Genomic DNA, 23,495 nt, shown 5'->3' with positions numbered 1-23,495 from the left:
AGTCACAGCACAATGAAATTCGTAGACGAAGCAACCATCGAAGTCATTGCCGGTAAAGGCGGCAATGGCGCGGCGAGCTTTCGCCGCGAAAAATTCATTCCCAAGGGTGGGCCCGACGGTGGCGACGGCGGCCGGGGTGGCAGCATCTATGCTGTCGCCGACCGCAACATCAACACCCTGGTCGACTTCCGGTTTGCACGCTTGCATCGCGCCAAAAACGGCGAAAATGGTCGAGGATCAGACCAGTACGGCGCTGCTGCTGCCGACATCACGCTGCGTGTGCCCGTAGGCACCACCATTTTCGATGCCGAAACCGGCGAACAACTCTTTGATCTGGATCGCCACAACGAGCGCGCCACCCTCGCGGCGGGCGGCCACGGCGGGCTGGGCAACCTGCATTTCAAATCCAGCACCAACCGGGCTCCCCGTCAATTTACGCCCGGCCAGGAAGGCGAGCAGCGCAAGCTCAAGCTGGAGCTGAAAGTACTGGCCGACGTTGGTCTGCTGGGCCTGCCCAATGCCGGCAAGTCCACCCTTATCAGCAAGGTATCCAACGCGCGGCCCAAGATCGCCGACTACCCTTTCACCACGCTGCACCCCAATCTGGGAGTGGTCCGCACCTCACCTTCGCACAGCTTCGTCATCGCAGATATTCCCGGCCTTATCGAGGGCGCCTCTGAGGGTGCCGGCCTGGGGCACCTGTTCCTGCGCCATCTGTCTCGCACCCGGGTATTGCTGCACCTGGTCGACGTCTCGTCACCCGATCCCTCCATCGATCCGGTCGATCAGGCCGCTCAAGATGCTCGCGCCATCGCTGAAGAGCTGCGCCTGTATGACAAAGACCTGTACGAAAAGCCGCGCTGGCTGGTGCTGAACAAGCTCGATATGGTCGAAGATCCCGATGACGTAAAACAACGTCTGTGCGACGCACTAGACTGGACCGGTCCCGTTTTTGGTATTTCGGCCCTGACCGGCGAAGGTGCACAAGAGCTCACCTGGCGCCTGCAGGAATGGCTGGACGCAGAACGCGAACAAGCCAATATCGCCCAGGACAAGGCCGATGGCAGCTACATTGCCGAAGACCCACGCTTCGACGACACACGTTCCGACTCTGTTTGAGTCCCGTATTCATCGCCCCCAACCCATGGCCGAATCCAAACCCTCGTCTTCTGCCGTTTCATACGCCAAACGTCTGGTCGTCAAAGTCGGCTCATCGCTCGTCACCAACGAAGGCAAAGGCATAGACACCCTCGCTGTCGAACAATGGGCCGAGCAAATTGCCCAATTGCATGGCCAGGGCAAACAGATGGTTCTGGTATCCAGCGGCGCTATCGCCGAAGGTATGGCTCGACTGGGCTGGCCACGCCGCCCGAATGCCATGCATGAGTTGCAGGCAGCAGCAGCTGTAGGACAAATGGGCCTGGCTCAGGCCTACGAAGCCGCTTTTGCACGCCACGGAATACGTACAGCCCAAATCCTGCTGACGCACGAAGACCTGGCTGACCGGCGCCGCTATCTGAATGCACGCAGCACGCTGTATACCCTGCTGGGCCTGGGCGTTGTCCCCATCGTGAACGAAAACGATACTGTCGTCACCGACGAGATCCGCCTCGGAGACAACGACACATTAGGGGCACTGGTGACCAATCTCATCGAGGCCGAAGCCCTTGTCATTCTGACTGACCAGTCCGGCCTGTACAGCGCCGACCCGCGCAAGAATCCCGATGCCCAGTTTATCGCCCTGGGTCAGGCCGGTGATCCCGCCTTGGAAACCATGGCCGGCGGCTCTGGCAGCAGCATAGGCACCGGCGGCATGCTGACCAAGGTTCTGGCTGCCAAGCGGGCCGCCAATAGCGGTGGCCATACCATCATTGCTTCTGGTCGCGAGCCCAATGTACTGCTCCGGTTGGCGGGAGGCGAAGCCATAGGTACCGAACTGCGTGCCATACTTCCCGTACGCTCGGCACGCCAGCGATGGCTGGCAAATCATTTGCGCCTGCGAGGCCGCATCACCCTCGACGACGGCGCCGTGCGGGCACTGACGCAAGGCCACAAGAGCTTGCTGCCGATAGGTGTGGTGGCAGTGGAAGGTGAGTTTGAGCGTGGTGATGTCGTGGCCTGTGTAGACCAGCATGGTGTAGAGTGCGGCCGCGGACTCATCAATTATTCGGCCGCCGACACCCGGCGCATCATGCGCCAGCCCAGTAGTCACATCATAGACATTCTAGGGTCGATGTCCGACCCGGAACTCATGCACCGCGACAATATGGTTTTTGCGCGCTCGCGTGACTTGATGGCCAAGACCTGAACCAGGCAACTACGCAAACAGACGACGCCTTGCCGGCCTCCGGTTATTTCTGGGCCGCGATGAATAGTGTTTCCTTGACCTCTTCCATGACCACGCAACTCTTGGTCTGGGTGACACCTGGCAGGCGTAGCAAAATGTCGCCCAGCAGATTGCGATACTGGCTGATCTCCTTGATGCGGGCCTTGACCAGGTAGTCGAAATCTCCCGACACCAGATGGCATTCCTGAACTTGCGGGATGCACAGGATTTCGCGCCGGAAATCATCGAAAGTACGATCTGATTTGCTGGACATTGATATCTCGACAAACACCAGCAAGCCGGCATCAAGCGCTCCGGGTGCCACCCTGGCATGGTAGCCGGTGATAATGCCATCACGCTCCAGGCGACGCACCCGCTCTATGCACGGCGTAACCGTCAGGCCCACGGCATCAGCAAGCTCGGTCATGGACATGCGCCCATCACGCTGCAAAAGATCGAGAATATGCCGGTCGAGCTTGTCTAAAGCCGATACAGGGGTTCTTTGAATTCTCACTGTATTGTCCTTGATGAGCTGCCTCTCGTGAGGCGATTTGCATGGTGGAATATCCGCATCAGTAATTATTGCTGAAAACCGCCTTCTTTGCGTTGGAAACCATATAAAGCACTGGAAAACCGACTTCTTCATTAAAAATTGCTAGGCATCCTGCCCTAACATGCCTGAATCAAGCCATATTTTTCCGGATCAAATGAAAATCATCGTCTTAGGAGCTGGCGCAGTGGGCGTCAGCAGCGCCTATTATCTGGCCCGCCAGGGCCATGAGGTCACCGTCATCGAACGTCTGGCCGGGCCAGCGCTGGAAACCAGCTTTGCCAATGCGGGCCAGGTGTCTTACGGCTACTCCAGCCCCTGGGCGGCTCCCGGCGTGCCACTCAAAGCAGTCAAGTGGATGTTCGCCAAACACCCGCCACTGACCATTCGACCTGATGGGTCTCTGTTCCAGCTGCAATGGATTTATAAAATGTGGCGTAATTGCACGGCCAGCCGCTACGCGACCAATAAAGAGCGCATGCTCAGGCTGTCGGGCTACAGCCGCCTCTGCCTGGACGCCCTGCGTGACGAAATAGGCATCCAGTATGAAGGGCGCCGCCAAGGGACGCTTCAGGTGTTCCGTACGCAACAACAACTTGATGCTGCCGGCCAGGACATGAAAGTGCTGCACGATGCAGGCATACGCTACGAACTGCTTGGGCGCGATGAGCTCGAAAGAGCCGAACCCGCACTGGCCCTGACCAAAAACAAATTGGTGGGTGGATTACGTACGCCCAACGACGAAACCGGCGACTGCAATCTGTTCACCACCAAGCTGGCGGCTGAAGCCGAGAAACTGGGCGTATCCTTCCGCTATGGCACTGTGATAAAGGCCCTGCATGCTGATGGCTCAGGTGTTACGGGTGTGGAAACCGACGCCGGGCTGATGACCGCTGACGCCTACGTCGTCGCCCTCGGCTCATGGTCCACACAGTTGCTCAAGCATATAGGCAAACTGCCGGTCTATCCGCTGAAAGGCTATTCAATAACGGTTCCTATTGCCGATGAAAGCCGCGCACCTGTCTCCACGCTGCTGGACGAAAGCTACAAAATTGCCGTGACACGTTTTGACCAACGCATACGTGTAGGTGGCATGGCCGAAATCGTCGGATTCGACAAGCGCCTGGATGAGCGGCGCAAAAAAACGCTTGAAATGGTGCTGAGCGACCTGTTTCCGGGTAGTTATGTATCGGGCGACGTATCATTCTGGACGGGCCTGCGTCCCAAGACGCCTGACAGCACCCCGATAGTGGGGCCCACTCGCTTGCCCAATCTCTTCCTGAACACTGGCCACGGTACCCTGGGCTGGACCATGGCATGCGGCAGCGGCCAATTGATCGCCGATATTGTATCGGGCAAGCCTACCGCCATACGCAGCGACGACTTATCGATACATAGATATCAGTCGTGACCTGGCAGCCGGCGACGCAGGCCGTCGCCGCGAGCCACCATGAATTTATACCGGCCCGGTAAACATATAGCCCCAATTGTGCAGCGATTTCAATGGCAGCGGCGCCCCCAGCCTGGAGCACTTTTGACGCATGCGGCTGACCAGTACACCCAGGCGTCCCTGAGGTTTCCGGGCCGAGGCCAGGGCATAATCCTGATCGACGGCATCGGCAAGCTGACTGTGCGTTGCTCGCCGATCAGGTGCGTGAAACAGTACAGACAGAAAGGCTCTTTCACCCGTGGTCAAGGCAATCTCAACGCCGTCTGGGCTGATCAGCCTCCAGGCCTGGTCTTTCAACGACCAGTTGCCCTTCGTGACGCTGGAGACGGATTCGGCAGAAGCCGGACCGCTGTCGGACCGGGCAAGTAAGCGGAACAGGATAGCCGCCAGCAACTCGTTGGAGGCGGTATGTACAAAATGATTATCGACGCCACTTTGCAACAGGCGTATGACTTCTGCGTCTTGCCTGGGACCCACCATGGCCACGATGCCCATGGATGGATGCAAGGCGCGCAAGTATGTTGTAGCGGAGCAGTTTTCAAGCAATGTGCCCGCCAGAATCACTACAGGCGGCATGCCGCCCGACGCGCTTGCCTGCAAACATTTGTGCAGCATCGGGATAGTGGTGCAGCGCTGCACCTGAAACCCGCTTTCCTGCAGCCCTCTGACTCTTTCCATCCGGTCGGGGACCGTTCCGGCCCTGGCTCGAGGCACGAAAAACAATATATTCAGATCCTGCTTCATAAGACGCCCCCTCATCAATGACATCAACCCCATTTTGAGGCTGGGGAGCTGGCAAGTCAGTTCCCCAGACAGCCTTGGCCCAGACCTTTCTAAAGTAACAATTTATTCCAATCCGACTTATTATGCCTTTAATTTAAAAAACAAACTAACTTAATGACCATAATTATTTCTTTTACTTACTGTTTGTTGTTCAACTGCTCCATAACTTGCCACCGCATTCATGCCGCAAAAACAAATCGGGCGGCCTTTTAACGGGCCGCCCGATTTGTTTTACCGCAATCGCCTTACTGCTGTACAGCGTACAAATACAGTTCGACCCGGCGGTTCATTGCCCGGCCTTCAGCTGTTGCGTTATCGCCGACGGGGTTGCTTGGGCCACGACCTTCAGCCGTCAAGTTGGCAACAGGCACACCTTGGTTAGACAGATAGTTGGCTACTGCCCGTGCGCGGTTCACCGACAAGGTCTGATTCACTTGCGCCGAACCAGTGCTGTCGGTATAGCCAATGGACTTGGCACGCAGCTCGGGATGCTGCACCAAGGCACGGGCGACGCTGTCAAGCACCGGCAGCAAGGCTGGCTTCAAGGCATACTTACCCGTGTCAAACGAAACATTGCTTGGAATATTCACACGCAATGTGCCATCGGGCATTTCAGTGACATCTACGCCCAGATTGCTGGCGCCGGATTTTTCGACGTCATTCTTCACGCCTTTCCAGTTATAACCGACAATACCGCCGGCTACGGCACCGATACCTGCACCAATAGCAGCCGCCTTGCTGCTATCGCCAATCAGGGCACCCAAGCCAGCACCTACTGCAGCACCCGCGCCTGCACCAACAGCTGTCTTACCGCCAGTGCCCATCTCGTTCATATTGGCACAACCAGCCATCAGTGCCACCATAGCGACGAGAGTAGTGATTCGTCCAGCACGCATAGATACTTTCATGTAGTTCTCCTTATTCCTTTTTCAGCAGAATGATGACTGCCGCTATTTATGCTAGCAAGCAGTGGCCTCCAGGAGTGTTACATTTTGGTTCTGCGGACCGAAATTGACGGTTCTTGACACTGAGAATTGCTACTATCGCCTTATAACCCTAGTGTCCCGTCCGTAAGGCCATACAAGACACTCGCCCCCCCCCAGGAGACTTTGTGAACCAACCCAATGCCACCAGTACGGAACCCGCTTTTCTGCGCAACGATATCCGGCAGCTTGGAAAGACACTGGGCGAGGTCATCAAAGAATGTGAAGGCAAGGCGGCCTACGACGTCATTGAAAAATTGCGCCGCGCAGCAGTCAAGTTCCGGCGCGAAGGCAACCCGGCAGACAGTCGCGTGCTGGAGCAACAAATTGCCCGCCTCCCCGACGAGGAAGCCAACTCGGTCGCCAGGGCATTCAGTTATTTTCTGCATCTGTCCAATATTGCCGAAGACCGCGACCAGAACCGGCGCCAGCGGCACCACGAGCTGCACGCCGATACACCCATGCGGGGCAGCCTGCAGCACGCACTTGATCTGTTGCACAGCAAAGGCGTCGGCAACCGCAAGATATTGCGCTACCTTGAAAGCACCTGCATTGTCCCGGTGCTGACCGCGCACCCCACCGAAGTACAGCGCAAGAGTACGCTCGACCTGCATCGCGAGATCGCCCGCCAGCTGGCACAAAGCGACGCCAACCTGACGCCGTCGGAACGCAAGCTGCTGGATCGAACCCTGACGGGCCTGGTGGCCACACTATGGCAAACACGCATGCTGCGCCGCCAGAAGCTGACTGTTCTCGACGAAATCGACAATGCCCTGACCTACTACACCAGCACCTTCCTGACCGCCATACCACGCCTCTATCAGGATTTGGCCACCCGCTTGCGGCCCGAGCGCAAGCTCTTCGACATCAAAACCCGGCCGCTGCCGCCGTTTCTGCAAATGGGCAGCTGGATAGGCGGAGACCGCGACGGCAACCCCAACGTCGATGCCTCAACGCTTGAACAGGCCTTGCTCAGGCAGTCCACACATGTTCTACGGCACTACCTGCAGGAAATCAAAGCTCTGGGTACCGAGGTCTCCTTATCGCGCACCCTGGGCACGGCCAGTCCAGAGCTGATTGCGCTTTCCCTGGTCAGCCAGGACAGCTCGGCCCACCGGGTCGATGAACCTTATCGGCGTGCCTTCATACACCTGTATGCTCGCCTGGCGGCCACCGCCGTGACGTTGACTGGACGCCAGCTGGCCTTGCGTCCCACCTACGATGCCCCTCCCTACGAAACCCCGGCCGCCTTCCTGCACGATCTGCAAGTCATTGCCGATTCACTCGATCAGCATCATGGCAGCCTGATCGCGCAACTGCGCCTTTCGAGTCTGTTGCAGGCGGCCAGCATCTTTGGCTTTCATCTTGCCAGTGTCGACCTGCGTCAAAGTTCCGACGTGCATGAGCGCGTACTCACCGAGCTATTCAAGGCGGCAGGCGTGCGCCTGAACAACAAGCCAGTCAACTACCGCAGCCTCCCGGAAGAAGATCGCATCAGTCTGCTGCGCGACGAGATCCAGCAGATCCGCCCCTTGGTGTCACCCTGGGTATCTTATACGCCCGAAACCGAGAAAGAGCTGGCCATCTTGCGCATGGCCGCCGCCTGCCGACGCAAATATGGCAGCGCCGCTATTCGGCAATCTATTGTGTCGCACACCGAAACACTCAGCGACCTGCTGGAAGTACTCGTACTGCAGCAGGAAACCGGCCTGATCGCACCTGATGCTGGCGAAGCGCCGGACCGCGGCAGCGACGGCTTGATGGTTGTTCCCCTGTTCGAAACCATTCCCGACCTGATGCGTGGCCCCGAAATCATGGACACATGGCTGGGCCTGCCTGAAGTCGCCAAACGGATAAAAAGCGCCCAGGACGGCGTGCAAGAAGTCATGCTGGGCTACTCCGACAGCAATAAAGATGGCGGCTACCTGACCTCCAATTGGTCGCTGTATTTCGCCGAACGACAACTGGTGCAAGTCTTCAAGAAACACAAGGTAAGGCTACGCCTGTTCCACGGCCGTGGCGGTTCGGTCGCGCGAGGCGGCGGCCCCAGTTTCGAAGCCATCCAGGCCCAACCTCCCGGCACCGTCAACGGGCAGATACGCTTGACCGAGCAGGGCGAAGTCATACAAGGCAAATACAAAGACAGCGAAGTCGGCCGCTGGCACCTCGAAAACTTCGTCGCCGCCGTGCTCGAAACCAGCCTGGTCACCGGCCCCTCCACGTCGCAGTCCGAAGACAAGAATATGTCCCGGTTTGGCGCAACCATGGACGTCATGTCGAACGTCGCCCAACAGAGCTACCGCGACCTGGTCTACGGTACGCCCGGCTTCAACGATTATTTCTTTGCCTCGACCCCCATCCTGGAAATTGCCGGCCTCAACATCGGCTCCCGCCCTGCTTCACGCAAGTCCAGCCAAAAGATCGAGGATTTGCGTGCGATACCCTGGGGATTTTCATGGGCACAGTGTCGTCTTATGCTGACCGGCTGGTATGGCATGGGCACAGCCTTGCACAGCTATATTGAAAAAGGCAGCGACGGTTCACCTGCCACACCCGCGCTACGCCTAGCGCAACTGCAGGAAATGGCCGAAGTATGGCCCTTCTTCAGGGCCCTGCTGTCGAATATGGAACAGGTACTGGCCAAAACAGACCTGGGAATAGCCCGGCGCTACGCCAGCCTGGTGCCCGACAAAAAGCTGCGCAAGCAGGTATTTGGCCGCATCGAGGCCGAATTCAATCTGACACTAAGTATGTTCAGGAAGATAAGCCAGCACGACCTGCTGGCCAAGGATAAACAGCTGGGCGCCGCACTGAGCGAACGCTTCGCCTACATAGACCCATTGAATCATCTGCAAGTAGAGCTGCTTCGACGTCATCGCCAGGCGCAGGAAAGCCAGGACGATGGCGAAGAGAGCCGCAGCCAACGCGCCATACACATGACTATCAATGGCATTGCGGCCGGGCTGCGCAACTCCGGTTAACTTCCTGCCTAGCCGCTAAGCATCCTTCACCGCATGCGTGTGCGGCAGTGCACGCCAGAAGATACAGGCCGCCCCCAGCCCGAATGTACCGATGACGGCAATGCCCGCACCCAGTGAAAGCAGCGCCGTAATACCGGAAAGAATGAAAGGGCCGGCGCTGGTGCCCGTGTCGGTAATCAGCCGCCATATCCCCAGGAACTCATGGCGGGCGTTTGCCGGCGCGCCATCGGCGCCCAGTGTCATTACGATCCCCGAGCCTATGCCATTACCCAGGCCCATGAGCAGGCAAACCAGCACAAAGGGGATCATGGTGGCCGTCAAGGGTATGGCCAGCAAGGACACGGCCAGCGTCAAGGCGCAAGGCAAAGCCACCCAAAGCCGCCCATACTGGTCCATGATTTTCCCGGCCGGATAAAACACCAGCATATCTATGGAGGACACGCAGCCGAAGATAAGGGCGGTTGTCGTCGGACTCAAACCAATAGCGTCAGCCCACAAGGGAATGGCGACCTGCCGCGAAGCCCGCATGGCGGCAATCAGCATGCAGCCCAGACCCAGTGTCAGGAAAACCCTCTTGTGTTCGGCGGCGATGGTTGCCATGCGCGGCCGTGGCTGTGCCACCGCCGAATCTTCGGCCCGAGGCTGCAGCTCGGGCAAGACAAACGATAAGGCGCCAGCACCGAGCAGCGCCACGATGGCGACCAGATACGCACCGTTCAGCCCTATGAAATGCATCAACCCGGCTGCAGCGAAAGGACCAATGAACATACCCATGCGCTGGGTACCACCCAGGGTCGAAAACGCCCGTGCCCGCATGCTGAGTGGGACAGCCTCCATGAGAAAGGCTTGACGGGCCAGATAGAAAACCGACGTCGCCATGCCCATCAGGAACACCCCTAGCGCCAGTACCGCCGGATGATGCGCTTGTATGCATATCGCCAAGGCGCACGCACCGACAACAGCCGCCCCCATTAATGACCGTCGCTCTCCGAAGCGGGAGGTAATCACGGCTGCGGGAATATTGCACATAAGGGAACCGAAACCAATGAGCGCAGCGATAACGCCGGACATGGCGTGCGAGGCGCCCAAGGCGATGGCACTGAGGGCTATGACGGGCAATATGGCACCGTTGGAAATGCCAAACAACAAGGAAGGCCCGAAGGCGGGAATGACAATCTGGCGCCAGCGGAAAGGTGTTTCTGTCATGTGATCTGTGAGGGCAATACCCGCCAGCGGCCATCCGCGACGTCCAGCCATATTTTGCCACCAAGCCGTCCTCTGTGTATTTGCCCAACATAGTCACCCAGAATGACTCCGACATTTTTTCTGCGACAATGCCCGAGTAACTGGCGGCCTGCTTCCTGCGGCACACTGCATCTGAACACACGCGCTAGAGGTAAAAGATGTCGGCACAAGCCCAAGTTGAAACACTCCAGTGGCCTGGCGGCCGCAAGATCGTCCTGATTGCGGCAGCAGCCTATGCCATTCTGTGGATAGTCCTGGCCATCCACCCCAGCGACCGCTCAGCCTGGTTGCTCGAAAACGCCTTGGTTCTGGCGCTGCTCTGCCTGCTTTGGTTCATCCGGCATCAATTCCGCTTCTCCAATGCTGCACTGTTGCTGATCTTGCTGTTCCTGTCACTGCACACTCTGGGGGCCCACTACACTTACTCCGAGGTCCCCTACGATCAATGGTGGCAGGCCCAGACCGGACACACCCTGAACAGCGTATTCGGATGGGAACGCAACCACTACGACCGCCTGGTGCACTTTTCATATGGGCTGCTGCTCGCCTACCCCATACGCGAATTCTTTCTGCGCATCGTCGAGGTGCGCGGCTTCTGGGCGTACTTCCTGCCGCTGGACTTTACGCTCAGCACCTCGGCACTGTACGAACTGATTGAATGGGGTGCTGCCATGATTTTTGGCGGTGACCTGGGCATGCACTATCTGGGCACCCAGGGCGATATCTGGGATGCCCACAAAGACATGGCTCTTGCTGCCTTGGGAGCACTGCTGGCCATGCTGATCACCGCAGCCATCAACGCCAGGGTGCAACGCGATATTGCCTGGGAGTGGTCGCAGCGCATGAAGAAACCCACAGCGGATTGATCATGCAGGTGGCGCCCTGGGCATCGACTCGTATAATGCCCTGCACATACAGAAAGGCCACACTAAGGAGCAGGCAATGGCAACACAGGAAAAATTTGCGCTGATTACTGGCGCAGGTTCGGGCATTGGTAAAAGCATCACGCTTGCACTGGCAGGCGCCGGCTATTCGATCGCCCTGGCAGGGCGCCGCCAGGAACCTCTGGAAGAAACCGCCAAGCAAGTGCGTGACCAAGGTGTACGCGCACTCGTCGTCCCCACTGACATCAGCGACCCTGCAGCGGTCAAACATCTGTTTGAACAAATCACAGAACATTTTGGCCGCCTCGATTTGCTGTTCAACAACGCTGGCATTTTTGCGCGAGCGGTGTCGCTGGAAGATCTGGAATACGAGCAATGGAAGGCAGCCGTCGACATCAACCTGACCGGCGCCTTTTTATGCACCCAAGGCGCCTTCCACCTGATGAAGACGCAACAACCGCAAGGCGGCCGCATCATCAACAATGGGTCCATCTCGGCACATGCGCCGCGTCCGAATGCGGTGTCGTATACCGCCACCAAGCATGCCATCACCGGCCTGACCAAAGCCACTTCGCTGGATGGACGCCAATACGATATTGCTTGCGGCCAGATAGACATTGGCAACGCTGCCAGCGACATGACGGAAATCATGAATCGCGGTGTGCTGCAGGCAGACGGCTCGACCAGACCCGAACCCCTGATGGACGTCGAAGATGTCGCCCGCGCCGTACTTTACATGGCCAGTCTGCCACTGAATGCCAATGTGCAGTTCATGACCGTCATGGCCACGAAAATGCCCTTTATTGGTCGAGGCTAAGCCAGCCGGCGCAAAGGGTCTTGCCGATAGTACTGTGCCAGCAAGGTATACCAGTCCGGCAGACCCTTGGCCAGCGGGCCGGGATTCACAAAAAAAGCCTCTGAGCTCACTGCAAAAAATTCGGCCTCATTGCTTGCGGCATAAGGATCCAGCGGCAGCGTGTCGAACCAGGCTGCCGCGCTTGCTGACTCGGGATCAACATCTTGCGGGATCGAGTCCTCCACAGCCGTCAGTGCCTTGCTGAATGCATCGAACGACTGCTCCAGCACAGTGCCCCACTGGTGTGGCCGCAATTGTGCATGCGCCTCCAGGCTGGGCATACCGTCAATATCTCCACCGTACTGATCAAGCTTGTGAGCAAACTCGTGGATGACCACATTGGCGTGTTGCTGCCGGCCCGGCCCGGCATCAGCCCATGACAAAATGACCGGGCCGCCTTCCCAGGCCTCGCCCGATGCCTCGGCCATATATTCGTGCACCACCCCGCTTTCATCGGTTTCAATGTGCGGAGTCAGAAAGCCACCCGGATAAACAATGATTTCTATCCAGCCTTCGTATAGTGCCGGGTCCAATTTCAAAATAGGCAGGGCTGCCTGAACAGCAATTGACAGCATGATGTTGTCGGTCAATGCCAGGCCTTGCGCCCCACTGAAGTTTTTGCTGGCCAACAGCCATGCCGCCCGCTGGCGCAGGGCTTCACTTTCGGAGGGGGTCAGCCCTGCAAGGAAAGGCAGGCCGCTCAATACCGTAAGCCAGGCCTCGGGCGTAATATGCGCCAGTTCACGCGATATTTTTCTTGGCGCCGCGCCGCGCCCTGCAAGCCATCTGAGCATGAGCGTTCGATATGAGAAAACCGAATGGCTACGATGCTAGCACGAGGCTCAAGGCGAAATATCTTCGCAAATAAAGGAAAGTGCCGTATGGTTGGACTGCTGCAGCAGGTGGGTACCTATCTGACGAGCCCAATAGGTTTCCGTACCGGCGGCCAGCCTCCATTCACGCAGTCGCCTGGTATATAGCTGTAAATCGTATTCTTCGGTAATACCGATGGCACCATGTACAGCGTGCCCGATATCAGCAATAACTGCCGCGGCCTCGCTGCAACGGCTTTTACCCACTGCGGCACGCAAGTAGCCAGGCTCCCAGCCGCTACCCTGACAGGCCAGCTGGGCCGCCATTCGCGCCGCCCACGTACGCTCGGCCATGATGCTGATCTGATTCTGGATAGCCTGGAAGCGCCCTATGTTTTTTCCAAACTGTGTACGCTGATTGGCGTAATCCAGCGTCAGTTCTAGTACGCGACTGGCCGCACCCGCCAGCAAGGGGGCATGACTTGCGGCCGCCAACGCGGCCAAACCAATCCTGGGCAAAGCGTCGGCCGCTATCAACACGGCATCGGTGGGCTGGGCGGCCCAGCGCAAGCTTGCGTTCAAGCTGCCATGACCGGAGTCAAGTTCACGCCGGCCTGCGGCGACCGGCAGCAATACGTGCTGCGCCTCCACTTGTGCCAGCACCCAATCGGCCACACGGCCAAAAGCCACCGTACCTGCTTCCAGCGCATCGCCATGTTGACGCACACCAAAGCCCGCTATGGCGATCGAACCCGGCGGGGCCTTGATACCTGCAGCATGCAGCCAGGCGCGTGCAAGCAGGGTTTGCACGAAAGGAACAGGGACAGCGTAACGCCCCGCCAGCAAAAACAAGGGAAAGACATCGGCCAGCGACAACCCGGCCCCCTCAGACTCTTCGGGCAATAAAACATCGAGAAAGCCGGAGTCTTCCAGCCCTTGCCAAAGCGCATCGGCGCGACCACCGCCCTCGATGAGGCGTATCACTTCGGGTGTAGCGATCTCGGCAAACAGGCGTTCTACCGAATCTGTAAATAAGTTATCCATGAGTGCTCCTACCGTAATCCCAGGCCGCGCGCGATGATGCCACGTAGAATTTCACGCGTACCACCACGCAAAGAAAACGATGGCGCCATTTGTTCCAGATAAACCAATGTCCTGCGTAAGGAAACCGGGATGTCGACATCGGGTGTAGCGCCCATCAGATCACCAATGATTCTGGGTATGGCCTGCTCGATCTCTGTACCCAGGTCTTTGACCAGCGTTGCCTCGATGGCGGGACTTTCCCCACGCACTAGCTTGGCCGTCAGCGAAATTGACATGGATCGCAAGACAGCAAGCCACGAAACGATTGTGCCCAGCGCGGTCGCCGTTTGCGCATCGGAGACATCTGCCTGGCGGCAATGCAAAAGCCAGCTTTCAAGCAACACCATGCTGGAGTACAGGCGCTCCGGGCCACTGCGCTCGAAAGCCAATTCGGCATTGACCTGCGCCCACCCATCACCCTCGGTGCCTATCAGCGCATCTTCCTGACACTGCACGTTATCAAAGAACACCTCGGAAAAATGGGCGTCGCCCGCCATATCCTTGATGGGCCGCACAGTAACTCCCGGCAGACTCAGGTCAACAATGATTTGCGACAAACCCTTGTAGCGATCGGCGGTTTCACCTGAAGTGCGCACGAGAGCAATCATGTATTGGGAATGCTGTGCGTTGGTCGTCCAGATCTTGCTGCCGTTAAGCGTCCAGCCTTGCGCGTTGCGCGTGGCCCTGGTCTTGATACTGGCCAGGTCGGAGCCCGAATTTGGTTCACTCATGCCTATGCAGAAGAAAGCTTCCGCCTTGCATATGCGAGGCAAATAAAACTGCTTCTGTGCCTCGGTGCCATACTTGAGGATGAGCGGCCCGCTTTGACGATCGGCAATCCAGTGCGCCGAGACCGGTGCCCCTGCCGCCAGCAGCTCTTCCGAGAGCACAAAACGCGCAAAAGGCCCCTTGCCAGCCCCGCCGTACTCGACCGGCAAGGTCAGGCCCAGCCAGCCACGCTCAGCCAGGCTGCGGCTGAAGCCTGCATCAAAACCCAGCCAGGATCGCGCCCGGACATCAGGCTCCAGGGTGCTTACTGCTTGCATCAGGAAGGCGCGAATCTCAGCGCGCGAGGCCTCATCTTCAGCCGGAATCTCTGTGAGCTCGAGTGTATCTATCATCATTTCAACATGTCTCGTGTGCTATCTAATATTATTGGGCTTGAAACTGACATCAAATCGGTATCAGCAGTACTTTACAGCAACGATGCCGGATGGCCATCACAAACAAAACCAAACCCACACACTGAATATTCCAACATTTGCAAGGAAGAGGCATGAGCGACATTCTCCATTTTGAACAGGACGAGCACGGCATAGTCACGCTGACCATGGATTATCCACCCACCCGCAATGCCCTGACGGGCAACACCATGGTCAATGCCTTCCTGGCTGCGTTCGAACGCATCGAAACCGAGCACACCGCCCGCGTGGTCATCATCACCGGTGCTGGCAAGGTATTTTCTTCTGGCGGCAGCATCGACGAAATGGAGCGCCAGCTCAAGCCTGAGTACGAAAGCATGGCTTTGCGTCATGAGTACCGCGAAGGCATACAACGCTTGCCGCTGGCCCTTTACAAACTCGAAGTACCTACCATTGCCGCAGTCAATGGACCGGCCATCGGTGCAGGCTTCGATCTGAGCTGCATGTGCGACATTCGAATTGCCTCCGAGCACGCCAGGTTCGCCGAGAGTTTCGTCAAGCTGGGCATCATTCCGGGCGACGGCGGCGCATGGTTTCTGCCACGCCTGATCGGCATGTCGCGCGCCGCCGAGATGACGCTGACGGGTGATGCCATCGACGCGCAACAAGCTTATGCGTGGGGCCTGGTATCGAAAGTGGTAGCGGCCGAAGAACTGCTGAACGAAAGCCGCAAGCTTGCACTGCGCATCGCGGCCAACTCTCCCGAGGCCGTACGCATGAGCAAACGCCTGCTACGTGAAGGGCAGCACAACCGCCTTGATACCGTGCTTGAATTATCCGCCGCCTTCCAGGCCATGGCGCACAAATCCGACGACCATGCCCGATCCGTTCAGGCATTCATGGAAAAGCGGTCCAAGCCACGCTCCTGAAGCCAACCAGGGTATTGATGCCCTCATAAATGCCTTTTCAAATAAAAGCGCCCTGCCGGTGCTAATATCTGACGTTCTTCATTGGCAGGCGCCCCCCAGGGGCCGACTCAGGTCCACCCACATGTCCTCTCACGCCCCAACCCCCTATTTACGCACCCTGTATATCGGCGCGCTCATTGTGCTGCTGGTCATGGGCGTGCGCGCCACCTTCGGCCTGTTCATGCAACCCATGGGTACCGCCCATGGCTGGGGCCGTGATGTGTTTTCCATGGCTTTCGCCATCCAGAACCTGGTCTGGGGTATAGGCTGCATTTTCTTCGGCATGCTGGCCGACCGCTACGGTGCAGGCCGGACCATTGTGCTGGGCGCCATATTGGGCACACTGGGCCTGATCGGCATGCGGTTCGCCACCGACGAACTGTCGCTATATCTGACGGCCGGTGTGCTGGTCGGATTGGGTCAGGCCGGCACCACATTTCCCGTCATTCTTCCCGTTGTCGCCCGCGCCGTGCCTGCTGCATACCGCAGCACGGCCATGGGCATCGCCAGTGCCGGCGGTTCACTGGGTCAGTTTGCCGTGGTGCCAACCGGCCAGTTGCTGATCAGCAGCATGGACTGGACCGGCGCCATATGGGTGCTGTCCATGCTCGTGGCGGTTGGCGCGCCATTGGCCTATTTCGTAAGAGGTAAGCCGGAAACCCAGCGAGGCGAACACAGCCTGAAGACCGCCGTCCGACAAGCCGTTGCCGATCGCTCATTTCACTTTCTGTTCTGGAGCTACGCCGTCTGCGGCTTCCACACGGCCTTTATTACCTTGCATCTGCCTGCTTTCCTGGTCGATGGCGGCCTGACCGCCACCCATGGCGCCACAGCGATCGCGTTTATTGGTCTTTTTAATGTGTTTGGCTGCTTCTACGCCGGCAAACTGGGGGAGCGACTTAGCAAAAAAACACTGTTGGCGGGTGTGTATTTCCTGCGCGCCTTTGGCATTCTTTTTCTGATCGCGCTGCCCACCACCCCCCTCGTCGCCTATCTGTTCGCCGCCTGGATGGGCGTCTTCTGGCTGGGCACCGTTCCGCTTACACAAGGGTTGATTGGCCAGATCTATGGCCTGCGCTACGCGGCCACGCTCTCGGGCATTGTCTTTCTTGGACACCAGATAGGCAGTTTCATCGGCGTCTGGATGGGTGGTTATGTGTATCAAACGACCGGCAGCTATACAATAGTCTGGTGGGCAGGCATTGTATTGGCCGTTGTTGCAGCAGTACTTTGCCTACCGATCAAAGAGCAAGCCAGGGCTATACCTGCGCCCGCTTAAGGATATACGGCCATGACTACGCACGATAACCACCTGCACGAAACTGACGCACCCCTGCCCCAAAAAGGGCTGTGGCGCTATCTGGGTCTTGCTGCAGTGCTGCTGGTCATGGCGCTGGCATTCGCCGGTTATCTATCGCCGGAAATGCGCTTGCAATGGGCCAATTTTGCGGCGCTTTGTGGATTCTGATTCAATAATCCGGCGCAGCACGGCCATGATCAAGTCATAGCCCAACAGTATAATCGGGGTTTACCCTAGCCCAGTATTTCCTGGCTACATCATGCCCGCCTCACTTCAATCAAGCAAAAACCATTCATCAGGCTGGGTACTCTTCGCCCTGGCCGTCGGCGCGTTTGCCATCGGGACGACGGAATTCGCCACCATGAGCCTGCTGCCCTACTTTGCCAGGGACCTGGGTGTCGATGCACCTACCGCCGGTCATGTGATTAGCGCCTACGCGCTGGGCGTTGTCATCGGCGCACCCGTCCTGACTGTGCTGGGTGCGCGCGTTCGCCGGCGCACCATGCTGATCTGGCTCATGGCCATGTTCGCCCTGTTCAATGCGCTGTCAGCCTTCGCCCCCAGCTACAAATGGATGCTGGTCTTGCGTTTTCTCAGTGGCCTGCCGCACGGCGCCTACTTTGGCATCGGAGCCTTGGTCGCCGTGTCGTTAGTCCCGCTTAACAAACGCAATCAAGCCGTCGGACGCATGTTTCTTGGCCTGACAGTGGCCACGATCATAGGCGTGCCCTTGGCCAACTGGCTGGGCCAGTCCATCGGGTGGCGCTGGGGGTTCGCGCTGGTTGCATTCACTAGCGCATTGACGGTGGCCTTACTTGTCCTGCTGGCTCCCAACACGCCCACGGCACCGGGCGCCAGTCCGCTGCGCGAATTGGGCGCGCTCAGGCAGGGCCAGGTCTGGCTGACGCTAGCCATCGGAGCCATCGGATTTGGCGGACTATTTGCCGTCTACACTTATCTTGCAGACACCCTGATGCAGGTCACCATGGCGTCACCCGAAACCGTGCCACTAGTGCTGGGTATTTTCGGCCTGGGCATGACAGCAGGAAATATCCTGGTACCGAAATTAGCCGACCATGCACTCATCCCCACGATAGGCGGAGTACTAATCTGGAGTGCTGCCACCACGGCCCTGTTCAGTTTTACGGCCTCCAGCCTGTGGGGTGTTTCCATTACTGTGTTTCTTATCGGCATCGGTGGTGCCTTAGGCACCGTGCTCCAGACCCGACTGATGGATATAGCTCGCAATGCACAAGGTCTGGCCGCAGCGCTGAATCATTCAGCCTTCAATTTTGCAAACGCGCTTGGGCCCTTGCTGGGCGGCATGGCCATCGCTCACGGCTTTGGCTGGGCATCGACCGGTTGGGTGGGTTCGCTTCTGGCTTTGGGCGGCTTATTGTTGTTGTTGCTGTCGATTCAGCTGGATAAGCAAAACCCTCAAGATCGCCAACCCTAAACCAGAGCATTATTTTACACACCAATATGTAATACTAATTCATAATACTAAAAATAACTGATGGAGGAGAAGGCCACAATGAAGATCACTGACGTCAAGCTGACCCTTTTTTCCTGGGACGGCATCACCGCAACAAGCTACGGCAAACACACCGGCAGTTTTGGGGGTGAAAGCAAGCTGGGTCTGCTCGAAATTTCTACAGATGAAGGCCCGGTAGGACACGCCTTCCTGGGCTCGGCGCGTAACCCGGCCGATATGGATGGCCCCGGCCTGATAAGCTTCCTGAAGCCTGCATTACTGGGCAAAAATCCGCTGGATCGCGAGGCCTTGAACAAGACGCTTTGGCAGCGCGCAAGAAATGCCAGCATCCGCTCCATCGGAGCTGTCGATATCGCCCTATGGGATATTGCCGGCAAGATTGCCGGCTTGCCTATTCACCGTCTGATCGGCTCATACCGCGACCGTATTCCCGCCTACGCAAGTTCCGCCGTACTACCGAATCATGAATCTTACGCAGAGCAAGCGCTGTCATTTCAGTCAAAAAACTGGGCTGCCTACAAGATTCATCCACCGCAAAACTGGCAGGAAGACATCCGCTTATGCGAAACGGTACGCAAGGCCGTAGGTGACGATTACAAATTGATGCTGGACTCCACCTGGGGCTACGACTACCCACAAGCGCTTCGTGTCGGACGCGCAATACAAGACATGAACTTTTACTGGTACGAAGACCCATTGACGGAATGGGATATCTACAACTACCAGAAACTCAAGCAACAGCTTCACATACCCATCATGGCGACGGAGTACCCGATTGCTGGTCTGGACACCTATGTTGCCTGGCTGACGGCAAAAGCTACTGACTTCTTGCGCGGCGACGTTGCAGTCAAAGGAGGCATCACCACCATCCTGAAGGCGGCCCACCTTGCAGAAGCGTTCGGTATGAATTTCGAAATTCACCATGGCGGAAACTCATTGAACAACGTGGCCAATCTTCACGTCACCATGGCTATTCGCAACACGGAATTATTTGAAGTGTTGATGCCCGATGAGGCGCAAAAATATGGGTTGATCAACGACATCACCGTCAACCAGGAGGGCATGGTACTCGCACCAACAGAGCCCGGTCTGGGTGCAAACATTGACTTCGAACTGATATCCAGAAAACAACTGGCCGTCTTGAGCTAACCTTATGGCCGCCGTAATTGGCGGCCATACTTTGTACCCACGGGCGCCAGCTACTTTGCCTTTCTGAGCTCAGCGGCCAGGCGTGTACGAGCCAGGCGCCCCGCTGCGGCGCTGCTGGCGCCTTTCCAGTATTCGGTATCAACATTCTGTATGCGCTGGGCAGTGCTCGACATATGACGAAATGCCGCAACTCTGGCTGCTTCGGAATCTTGCGCTTCAATGGCAGCGCGTATCGCCTCATGTTCCTTGCGCACATCTTCGGCAAGTTGAGCCTGGCGCGCTTCATTTCCACGCGTCACCCGTATGGCATCTTTCAGGGCTCGCGTAAGCATGCCCAACAGCTCCGGATAATGCGGGTTTCCTGTGGCCTGTGCAATGGCAATATGAAAAGCCAGATCTTCTTCTACTCCATCGCCGTCCAATTCCACAGCATTGTCTATGGCGGCAAGCGCCCGGTTAATCCGCAGCATGTCTTGCTTACTGCGCCGTGCCGCAGCCAAAGCGGCCATCTCGCCTTCCAGGCCACGACGCAATTCAATAATGCGCAGGACGCCGCGTGCCGGATCGTCATCGGGGCGCCCCAATCTGAACGCGTCACTGGAGGCGGGATCAAGCACTACTGTGCCGCTACCCTGGCGGGTTTCCACCAGACCAGCAGACTTGAGACGCGACAGGACTTCCCGGACAACCGTACGGCTTACCCCATATTCTTCTGTCATGAATTTTTCGGTGGGAAGTCGGGAGTTCACGGGATACGCGCCGCTGCGTATCTCTCGGGCCAGCATGTCTGTAAGCCGATCAGATAGCGTTCTTTCGTTGGCTGGCTGGTTTGTTTGCATAAAGTGCGGCTGCCTTTTTTATCGTTCTATCGCTGCGAGCCAGTTCACCCCTCGCGGCCGGATCAAGGGCTAGCCCTTGAAGACTGATTTAAATACTAGCAGGTTAAAAACCTCTTGACAAATTTGTCATATGAATTAATAGTACTAAAAAATCAGGAGACATTTCACAGGATGGAACCCAGCGTGACAAAACCCAAGGCTTTTCTGTGCCGTCGGTTCACCAAGAATGTGGAAACCGCTATGCGGGCGCGTTACGATTTGCGGGTCAACGAGAATGACAGCATCCTGTCCCCGGACCAGATCATCCAGAACACGCAAGGCTGCGAAATATTATTCGCCAGCGCCACTGAACGAATCACTGATCATGTTCTGCGCGAGCTTGCGCCCACCTTGCGTTATGTCGCGACGCTTTCGGTGGGTTACGACCATATCCACATGGCAGCAGCCCAAGACCTGGATATAGGCATATTGCATACGCCCGACGTACTGAGCGACGCCTGCGCAGAGATAGCGATGATGCTGATGCTCAATGCATGCCGCCGCGGCCACGAAGCAGACAGCATGGTGCGCAGTGGCAGCTGGACGGGTTGGAGCCCGACTCAATTACTAGGCACAGGCTTGAAAGGAAAACGTGTCCTCGTGTTTGGCATGGGCCGCATTGGACGCGAAATCGCCGTGCGGGCCCGGGCTTTTGGCATGGAGATCCATTACCACAATCGGCGCCCTCTTTCACCTGAACTGGCTGCCAACGCAACTTATCACGCGAACCTCGACGATGCTCTGAAAGTCGCCGACGTACTGGTGATTGCCGTACCTGGCGCCCCCCAGTTAAAAGGAATCATCAACGCCCAACGCCTGGCACTTCTGCCCGAACGCGCCGTGCTGGTGAATATATCGCGCGGCGAGCTTGTAGATGATGACGCCTTGATCACTGCCCTGGCCACTGGCCGTCTTTTTGCGGCAGGGCTGGACGTATTTGCCAATGAGCCCGATATCGATCCCCGATATCGCGAGCTCGACAATGTCTTTCTTTCCCCCCATCTGGGAAGCGCCACTCAGGAAACACGCGACGCGATGGGCTGGTTGCTCATCAATGGTCTGGACGCTCTTTATCAGGGCACCAGGCCAGACAACTTACTGAATAATCCTTCTTACCTTTGCACGAGGCCTTAATGATGAAACTGAGAAACCCCTCACTCTTTCGCCAGCAATGTCATATAGACGGCAATTGGGTCGACGCATCCAATAACAAAACCATTGACGTTACCAACCCCGCTGATCAATCTGTGCTTGGCACCATACCCGCTCTTACCACAGAGGATGTACGCCAGGCCATCGACGCAGCTAACCGGGCACTTCCCGCCTGGCGTGCCATGCCAGCCAAACAGCGCTCACAGCTGATTCGTCGCTGGTACGACTTATGCATGGAGCAACAGGAAGATCTGGCCACGTTGCTGACCCTCGAGCAGGGCAAGCCCCTTAAAGAGTCCCGCGGCGAGATTGCTTATGGTTCCTCGTTCCTGGAGTGGTTTGCCGAAGAAGCAAAACGCGTCTATGGTGACGTCATTCCTTCTGCAAGCGCCGACCGGCGTATCGTGGTCATCAAACAGCCAGTGGGCGTGGTCGCCGCCATCACCCCATGGAACTTCCCCAATGCCATGATCACCCGCAAAGCCGGCGCAGCGCTAGCTGCCGGCTGCACCATCGTCATCAAGCCTGCCACCGCTACGCCTTATTCGGCGCTCGCACTGGCCGAACTGGCGCAGCAAGCCGGCATACCTGTCGGCGTACTCAATGTAGTGACCGGAAATTCAGGCGTTGTGGGTGAGGAGCTGACCAGCAACCCTATCGTCCGTAAACTCTCGTTCACCGGATCCACCAGCGTGGGTAAGTACTTAATGCAACAGTGCTCAGGCACCATGAAAAAGATATCCATGGAACTGGGCGGCAACGCACCCTTCATCGTCTTTGATGATGCCGATCTCGACTTGGCCGTAGCAGGCGCCATGGCATCGAAATTCCGTAACGCGGGTCAGACGTGTGTGTGTGCAAACCGGATTTTTGTCCAGGAGGGCGTCTATGACGCATTCGCTGAACGTCTTAAACAGGCAGTACTGGCTCTGCACGTGGGCAACGGCCTGGAGGAAAACACCGACCTGGGTCCGCTCATCGATCAAGCGGCCATCGATAAGGTGCAAGAGCACATAGATGACGCAGTTTCCGGCGGCGCCACTGCCCTGACCGGCGGTAGTGCACATAAGCTGGGCGGCCTGTTTTATGAGCCCTCCATCCTGTTGAATGTTTCCCGGCAGGCCAAGCTCATGCAGGAAGAAACCTTCGGACCTGTGGCTCCCTTGATACGATTCAGCACCGAGCAAGAAGTCATTGGGCTTGCCAACGACACGCCGTTTGGCTTGGCCGCCTATTTCTATACCTCCGACTACAGCCGCGCATGGCGTGTTGCAGAAGCACTGGAAACCGGCATCGTAGGCCTGAATGAAGGCATCATCTCCACCGAACTGGCCCCCTTCGGCGGCATCAAGGAATCGGGTGTCGGACGCGAAGGCTCCAAGTATGGCGTCGATGATTATGTCGAGATCAAATATATCTGCGCCGGCGGACTGGGTACTCCATAAACCGAACCCAGCC

At 57.5% G+C, this 23,495-nt stretch carries 21 protein-coding genes; 13 read left to right on the top strand and 8 right to left on the bottom strand.

What is annotated here, in order from left to right:
• The first annotated feature begins 12 nt into the window (after positions 1–12).
• Both obgE and proB read left to right on the top strand, forming a co-directional pair.
• Complete coding sequence (gene obgE, locus ERD84_RS06065; protein WP_130038694.1) at positions 13–1,119, top strand: GTPase ObgE; 1,107 nt, start codon at positions 13–15, stop codon at positions 1,117–1,119.
• 25 nt (positions 1,120–1,144) lie between these two features.
• Complete coding sequence (proB, locus tag ERD84_RS06060) at positions 1,145–2,308, top strand: glutamate 5-kinase (protein WP_130038896.1); 1,164 nt, start codon at positions 1,145–1,147, stop codon at positions 2,306–2,308.
• A gap of 43 nt (positions 2,309–2,351) precedes the next feature.
• Here the strand turns inward: proB and ERD84_RS06055 are convergent, their stop codons facing one another.
• Positions 2,352–2,840: an Lrp/AsnC ligand binding domain-containing protein gene (locus tag ERD84_RS06055; RefSeq protein ID WP_130038693.1), complete on the bottom strand. Its 489-nt coding sequence runs from the start codon at positions 2,838–2,840 to the stop codon at positions 2,352–2,354.
• A 193-nt stretch (positions 2,841–3,033) separates the two neighbouring features.
• On the opposite strand from ERD84_RS06055, the gene ERD84_RS06050 reads away from it, so the two are divergent.
• Positions 3,034–4,287, top strand: coding sequence for a D-amino acid dehydrogenase (locus ERD84_RS06050; RefSeq protein ID WP_130038692.1), 1,254 nt, complete (start codon positions 3,034–3,036; stop codon positions 4,285–4,287).
• A 45-nt stretch (positions 4,288–4,332) separates the two neighbouring features.
• Here ERD84_RS06050 and ERD84_RS06045 read toward each other — a convergent pair whose 3' ends face one another.
• Together ERD84_RS06045 and ERD84_RS06040 are read right to left on the bottom strand one after the other, a co-directional pair.
• Positions 4,333–5,070 (bottom strand): response regulator transcription factor, encoded by a 738-nt coding sequence (locus tag ERD84_RS06045; protein WP_130038691.1) that lies wholly within the window; start codon positions 5,068–5,070, stop codon positions 4,333–4,335.
• A 284-nt stretch (positions 5,071–5,354) separates the two neighbouring features.
• Positions 5,355–5,972 (bottom strand): YiaD family glycine zipper/OmpA-like lipoprotein, encoded by a 618-nt coding sequence (locus ERD84_RS06040; protein WP_180001920.1) that lies wholly within the window; start codon positions 5,970–5,972, stop codon positions 5,355–5,357.
• Between the two features lie 248 nt (positions 5,973–6,220).
• Between ERD84_RS06040 and ppc the strand changes: the two genes are divergently transcribed.
• The gene (gene ppc, locus ERD84_RS06035; protein ID WP_130038690.1) at positions 6,221–9,073 is read left to right on the top strand and encodes a phosphoenolpyruvate carboxylase; all 2,853 of its coding nucleotides are present in this window, start codon (positions 6,221–6,223) and stop codon (positions 9,071–9,073) included.
• A 15-nt stretch (positions 9,074–9,088) separates the two neighbouring features.
• Here the strand turns inward: ppc and ERD84_RS06030 are convergent, their stop codons facing one another.
• Complete coding sequence (locus ERD84_RS06030; protein ID WP_130038894.1) at positions 9,089–10,279, bottom strand: MFS transporter; 1,191 nt, start codon at positions 10,277–10,279, stop codon at positions 9,089–9,091.
• 197 nt (positions 10,280–10,476) lie between these two features.
• Here ERD84_RS06030 and ERD84_RS06025 point away from each other — a divergent pair, with 197 nt between their 5' ends.
• Both ERD84_RS06025 and ERD84_RS06020 read left to right on the top strand, forming a co-directional pair.
• Entirely contained in the window at positions 10,477–11,184 is a 708-nt protein-coding gene (locus ERD84_RS06025) for a DUF2238 domain-containing protein (RefSeq protein WP_130038689.1), read from the top strand.
• A 76-nt stretch (positions 11,185–11,260) separates the two neighbouring features.
• A complete protein-coding gene (locus ERD84_RS06020) occupies positions 11,261–12,019 on the top strand; it encodes an SDR family oxidoreductase (RefSeq protein ID WP_130038688.1) in 759 nt (252 codons plus the stop codon).
• Here the strand turns inward: ERD84_RS06020 and ERD84_RS06015 are convergent.
• From ERD84_RS06015 to ERD84_RS06005, 3 genes are read right to left on the bottom strand one after another with little or no spacing between them, the layout of a single operon-like run.
• Positions 12,016–12,852, bottom strand: a complete 837-nt coding sequence (locus ERD84_RS06015; RefSeq protein ID WP_130038687.1) for a M90 family metallopeptidase — start codon at positions 12,850–12,852, stop codon at positions 12,016–12,018. The genes ERD84_RS06020 and ERD84_RS06015 overlap by 4 nt on opposite strands.
• A 48-nt stretch (positions 12,853–12,900) precedes the next feature.
• Positions 12,901–13,914 (bottom strand): acyl-CoA dehydrogenase family protein, encoded by a 1,014-nt coding sequence (locus ERD84_RS06010; protein WP_130038686.1) that lies wholly within the window; start codon positions 13,912–13,914, stop codon positions 12,901–12,903.
• Positions 13,915–13,922: 8 nt separating this feature from the next.
• Complete coding sequence (locus tag ERD84_RS06005) at positions 13,923–15,074, bottom strand: acyl-CoA dehydrogenase family protein (protein ID WP_130038893.1); 1,152 nt, start codon at positions 15,072–15,074, stop codon at positions 13,923–13,925.
• A 155-nt stretch (positions 15,075–15,229) separates the two neighbouring features.
• Between ERD84_RS06005 and ERD84_RS06000 the strand changes: the two genes are divergently transcribed.
• The 5 genes from ERD84_RS06000 (at position 15,230) to ERD84_RS05985 (ending at position 20,007) form a co-directional block, all read left to right on the top strand.
• The gene (locus ERD84_RS06000; RefSeq protein ID WP_130038685.1) at positions 15,230–16,024 is read left to right on the top strand and encodes a crotonase/enoyl-CoA hydratase family protein; all 795 of its coding nucleotides are present in this window, start codon (positions 15,230–15,232) and stop codon (positions 16,022–16,024) included.
• Positions 16,025–16,145: 121 nt separating this feature from the next.
• A complete protein-coding gene (locus tag ERD84_RS05995) occupies positions 16,146–17,342 on the top strand; it encodes an MFS transporter (RefSeq protein ID WP_130038684.1) in 1,197 nt (398 codons plus the stop codon).
• Between the two features lie 12 nt (positions 17,343–17,354).
• Positions 17,355–17,531, top strand: a complete 177-nt coding sequence (locus ERD84_RS15950) for a hypothetical protein (protein WP_167667273.1) — start codon at positions 17,355–17,357, stop codon at positions 17,529–17,531.
• Positions 17,532–17,622: 91 nt separating this feature from the next.
• Entirely contained in the window at positions 17,623–18,819 is a 1,197-nt protein-coding gene (locus ERD84_RS05990) for an MFS transporter (RefSeq protein WP_130038683.1), read from the top strand.
• A 78-nt stretch (positions 18,820–18,897) separates the two neighbouring features.
• Positions 18,898–20,007: an enolase C-terminal domain-like protein gene (locus ERD84_RS05985; protein WP_130038682.1), complete on the top strand. Its 1,110-nt coding sequence runs from the start codon at positions 18,898–18,900 to the stop codon at positions 20,005–20,007.
• A 50-nt stretch (positions 20,008–20,057) separates the two neighbouring features.
• On the opposite strand, the gene ERD84_RS05980 is transcribed toward ERD84_RS05985, so the two are convergent.
• Positions 20,058–20,846 carry a FadR/GntR family transcriptional regulator gene (locus tag ERD84_RS05980; RefSeq protein ID WP_130038681.1) on the bottom strand — a complete coding sequence of 263 codons (789 nt, stop codon included), beginning with the start codon at positions 20,844–20,846 and terminating at the stop codon, positions 20,058–20,060.
• Between the two features lie 183 nt (positions 20,847–21,029).
• Between ERD84_RS05980 and ERD84_RS05975 the strand changes: the two genes are divergently transcribed.
• Positions 21,030–22,019, top strand: a complete 990-nt coding sequence (locus ERD84_RS05975; protein ID WP_245150614.1) for a 2-hydroxyacid dehydrogenase — start codon at positions 21,030–21,032, stop codon at positions 22,017–22,019.
• 2 nt (positions 22,020–22,021) lie between these two features.
• Entirely contained in the window at positions 22,022–23,482 is a 1,461-nt protein-coding gene (locus ERD84_RS05970; RefSeq protein WP_130038892.1) for an NAD-dependent succinate-semialdehyde dehydrogenase, read from the top strand.
• Positions 23,483–23,495 lie beyond the last annotated feature (13 nt).

The sequence above is a fragment of the Pollutimonas harenae genome (assembly GCF_004153685.1).
Classification (GTDB): Bacteria; Pseudomonadota; Gammaproteobacteria; order Burkholderiales; family Burkholderiaceae_B; genus Pusillimonas_C; species Pusillimonas_C harenae.
The sequence above is the reverse complement of the archived record's forward strand: the minus strand, read 5'-3'. Positions and strand labels throughout refer to the sequence as shown.

Coding starts and splice junctions, on each gene's coding strand:
- obgE (WP_130038694.1), top strand. CDS start 13: ATGAAATTCGTAGACGAAGCAACCATCGAAGTCATTGCCGGTAAAGGC.
- proB (WP_130038896.1), top strand. CDS start 1,145: ATGGCCGAATCCAAACCCTCGTCTTCTGCCGTTTCATACGCCAAACGT.
- ERD84_RS06050 (WP_130038692.1), top strand. CDS start 3,034: ATGAAAATCATCGTCTTAGGAGCTGGCGCAGTGGGCGTCAGCAGCGCC.
- ERD84_RS06045 (WP_130038691.1), bottom strand. CDS start 5,070: ATGAAGCAGGATCTGAATATATTGTTTTTCGTGCCTCGAGCCAGGGCC.
- ERD84_RS06040 (WP_180001920.1), bottom strand. CDS start 5,972: ATGGTGGCACTGATGGCTGGTTGTGCCAATATGAACGAGATGGGCACT.
- ERD84_RS06030 (WP_130038894.1), bottom strand. CDS start 10,279: ATGACAGAAACACCTTTCCGCTGGCGCCAGATTGTCATTCCCGCCTTC.
- ERD84_RS06025 (WP_130038689.1), top strand. CDS start 10,477: ATGTCGGCACAAGCCCAAGTTGAAACACTCCAGTGGCCTGGCGGCCGC.
- ERD84_RS06020 (WP_130038688.1), top strand. CDS start 11,261: ATGGCAACACAGGAAAAATTTGCGCTGATTACTGGCGCAGGTTCGGGC.
- ERD84_RS06015 (WP_130038687.1), bottom strand. CDS start 12,852: ATGCTCAGATGGCTTGCAGGGCGCGGCGCGGCGCCAAGAAAAATATCG.
- ERD84_RS06010 (WP_130038686.1), bottom strand. CDS start 13,914: ATGGATAACTTATTTACAGATTCGGTAGAACGCCTGTTTGCCGAGATC.
- ERD84_RS06005 (WP_130038893.1), bottom strand. CDS start 15,074: ATGATAGATACACTCGAGCTCACAGAGATTCCGGCTGAAGATGAGGCC.
- ERD84_RS06000 (WP_130038685.1), top strand. CDS start 15,230: ATGAGCGACATTCTCCATTTTGAACAGGACGAGCACGGCATAGTCACG.
- ERD84_RS05995 (WP_130038684.1), top strand. CDS start 16,146: ATGTCCTCTCACGCCCCAACCCCCTATTTACGCACCCTGTATATCGGC.
- ERD84_RS15950 (WP_167667273.1), top strand. CDS start 17,355: ATGACTACGCACGATAACCACCTGCACGAAACTGACGCACCCCTGCCC.
- ERD84_RS05990 (WP_130038683.1), top strand. CDS start 17,623: ATGCCCGCCTCACTTCAATCAAGCAAAAACCATTCATCAGGCTGGGTA.
- ERD84_RS05985 (WP_130038682.1), top strand. CDS start 18,898: ATGAAGATCACTGACGTCAAGCTGACCCTTTTTTCCTGGGACGGCATC.
- ERD84_RS05980 (WP_130038681.1), bottom strand. CDS start 20,846: ATGCAAACAAACCAGCCAGCCAACGAAAGAACGCTATCTGATCGGCTT.
- ERD84_RS05970 (WP_130038892.1), top strand. CDS start 22,022: ATGAAACTGAGAAACCCCTCACTCTTTCGCCAGCAATGTCATATAGAC.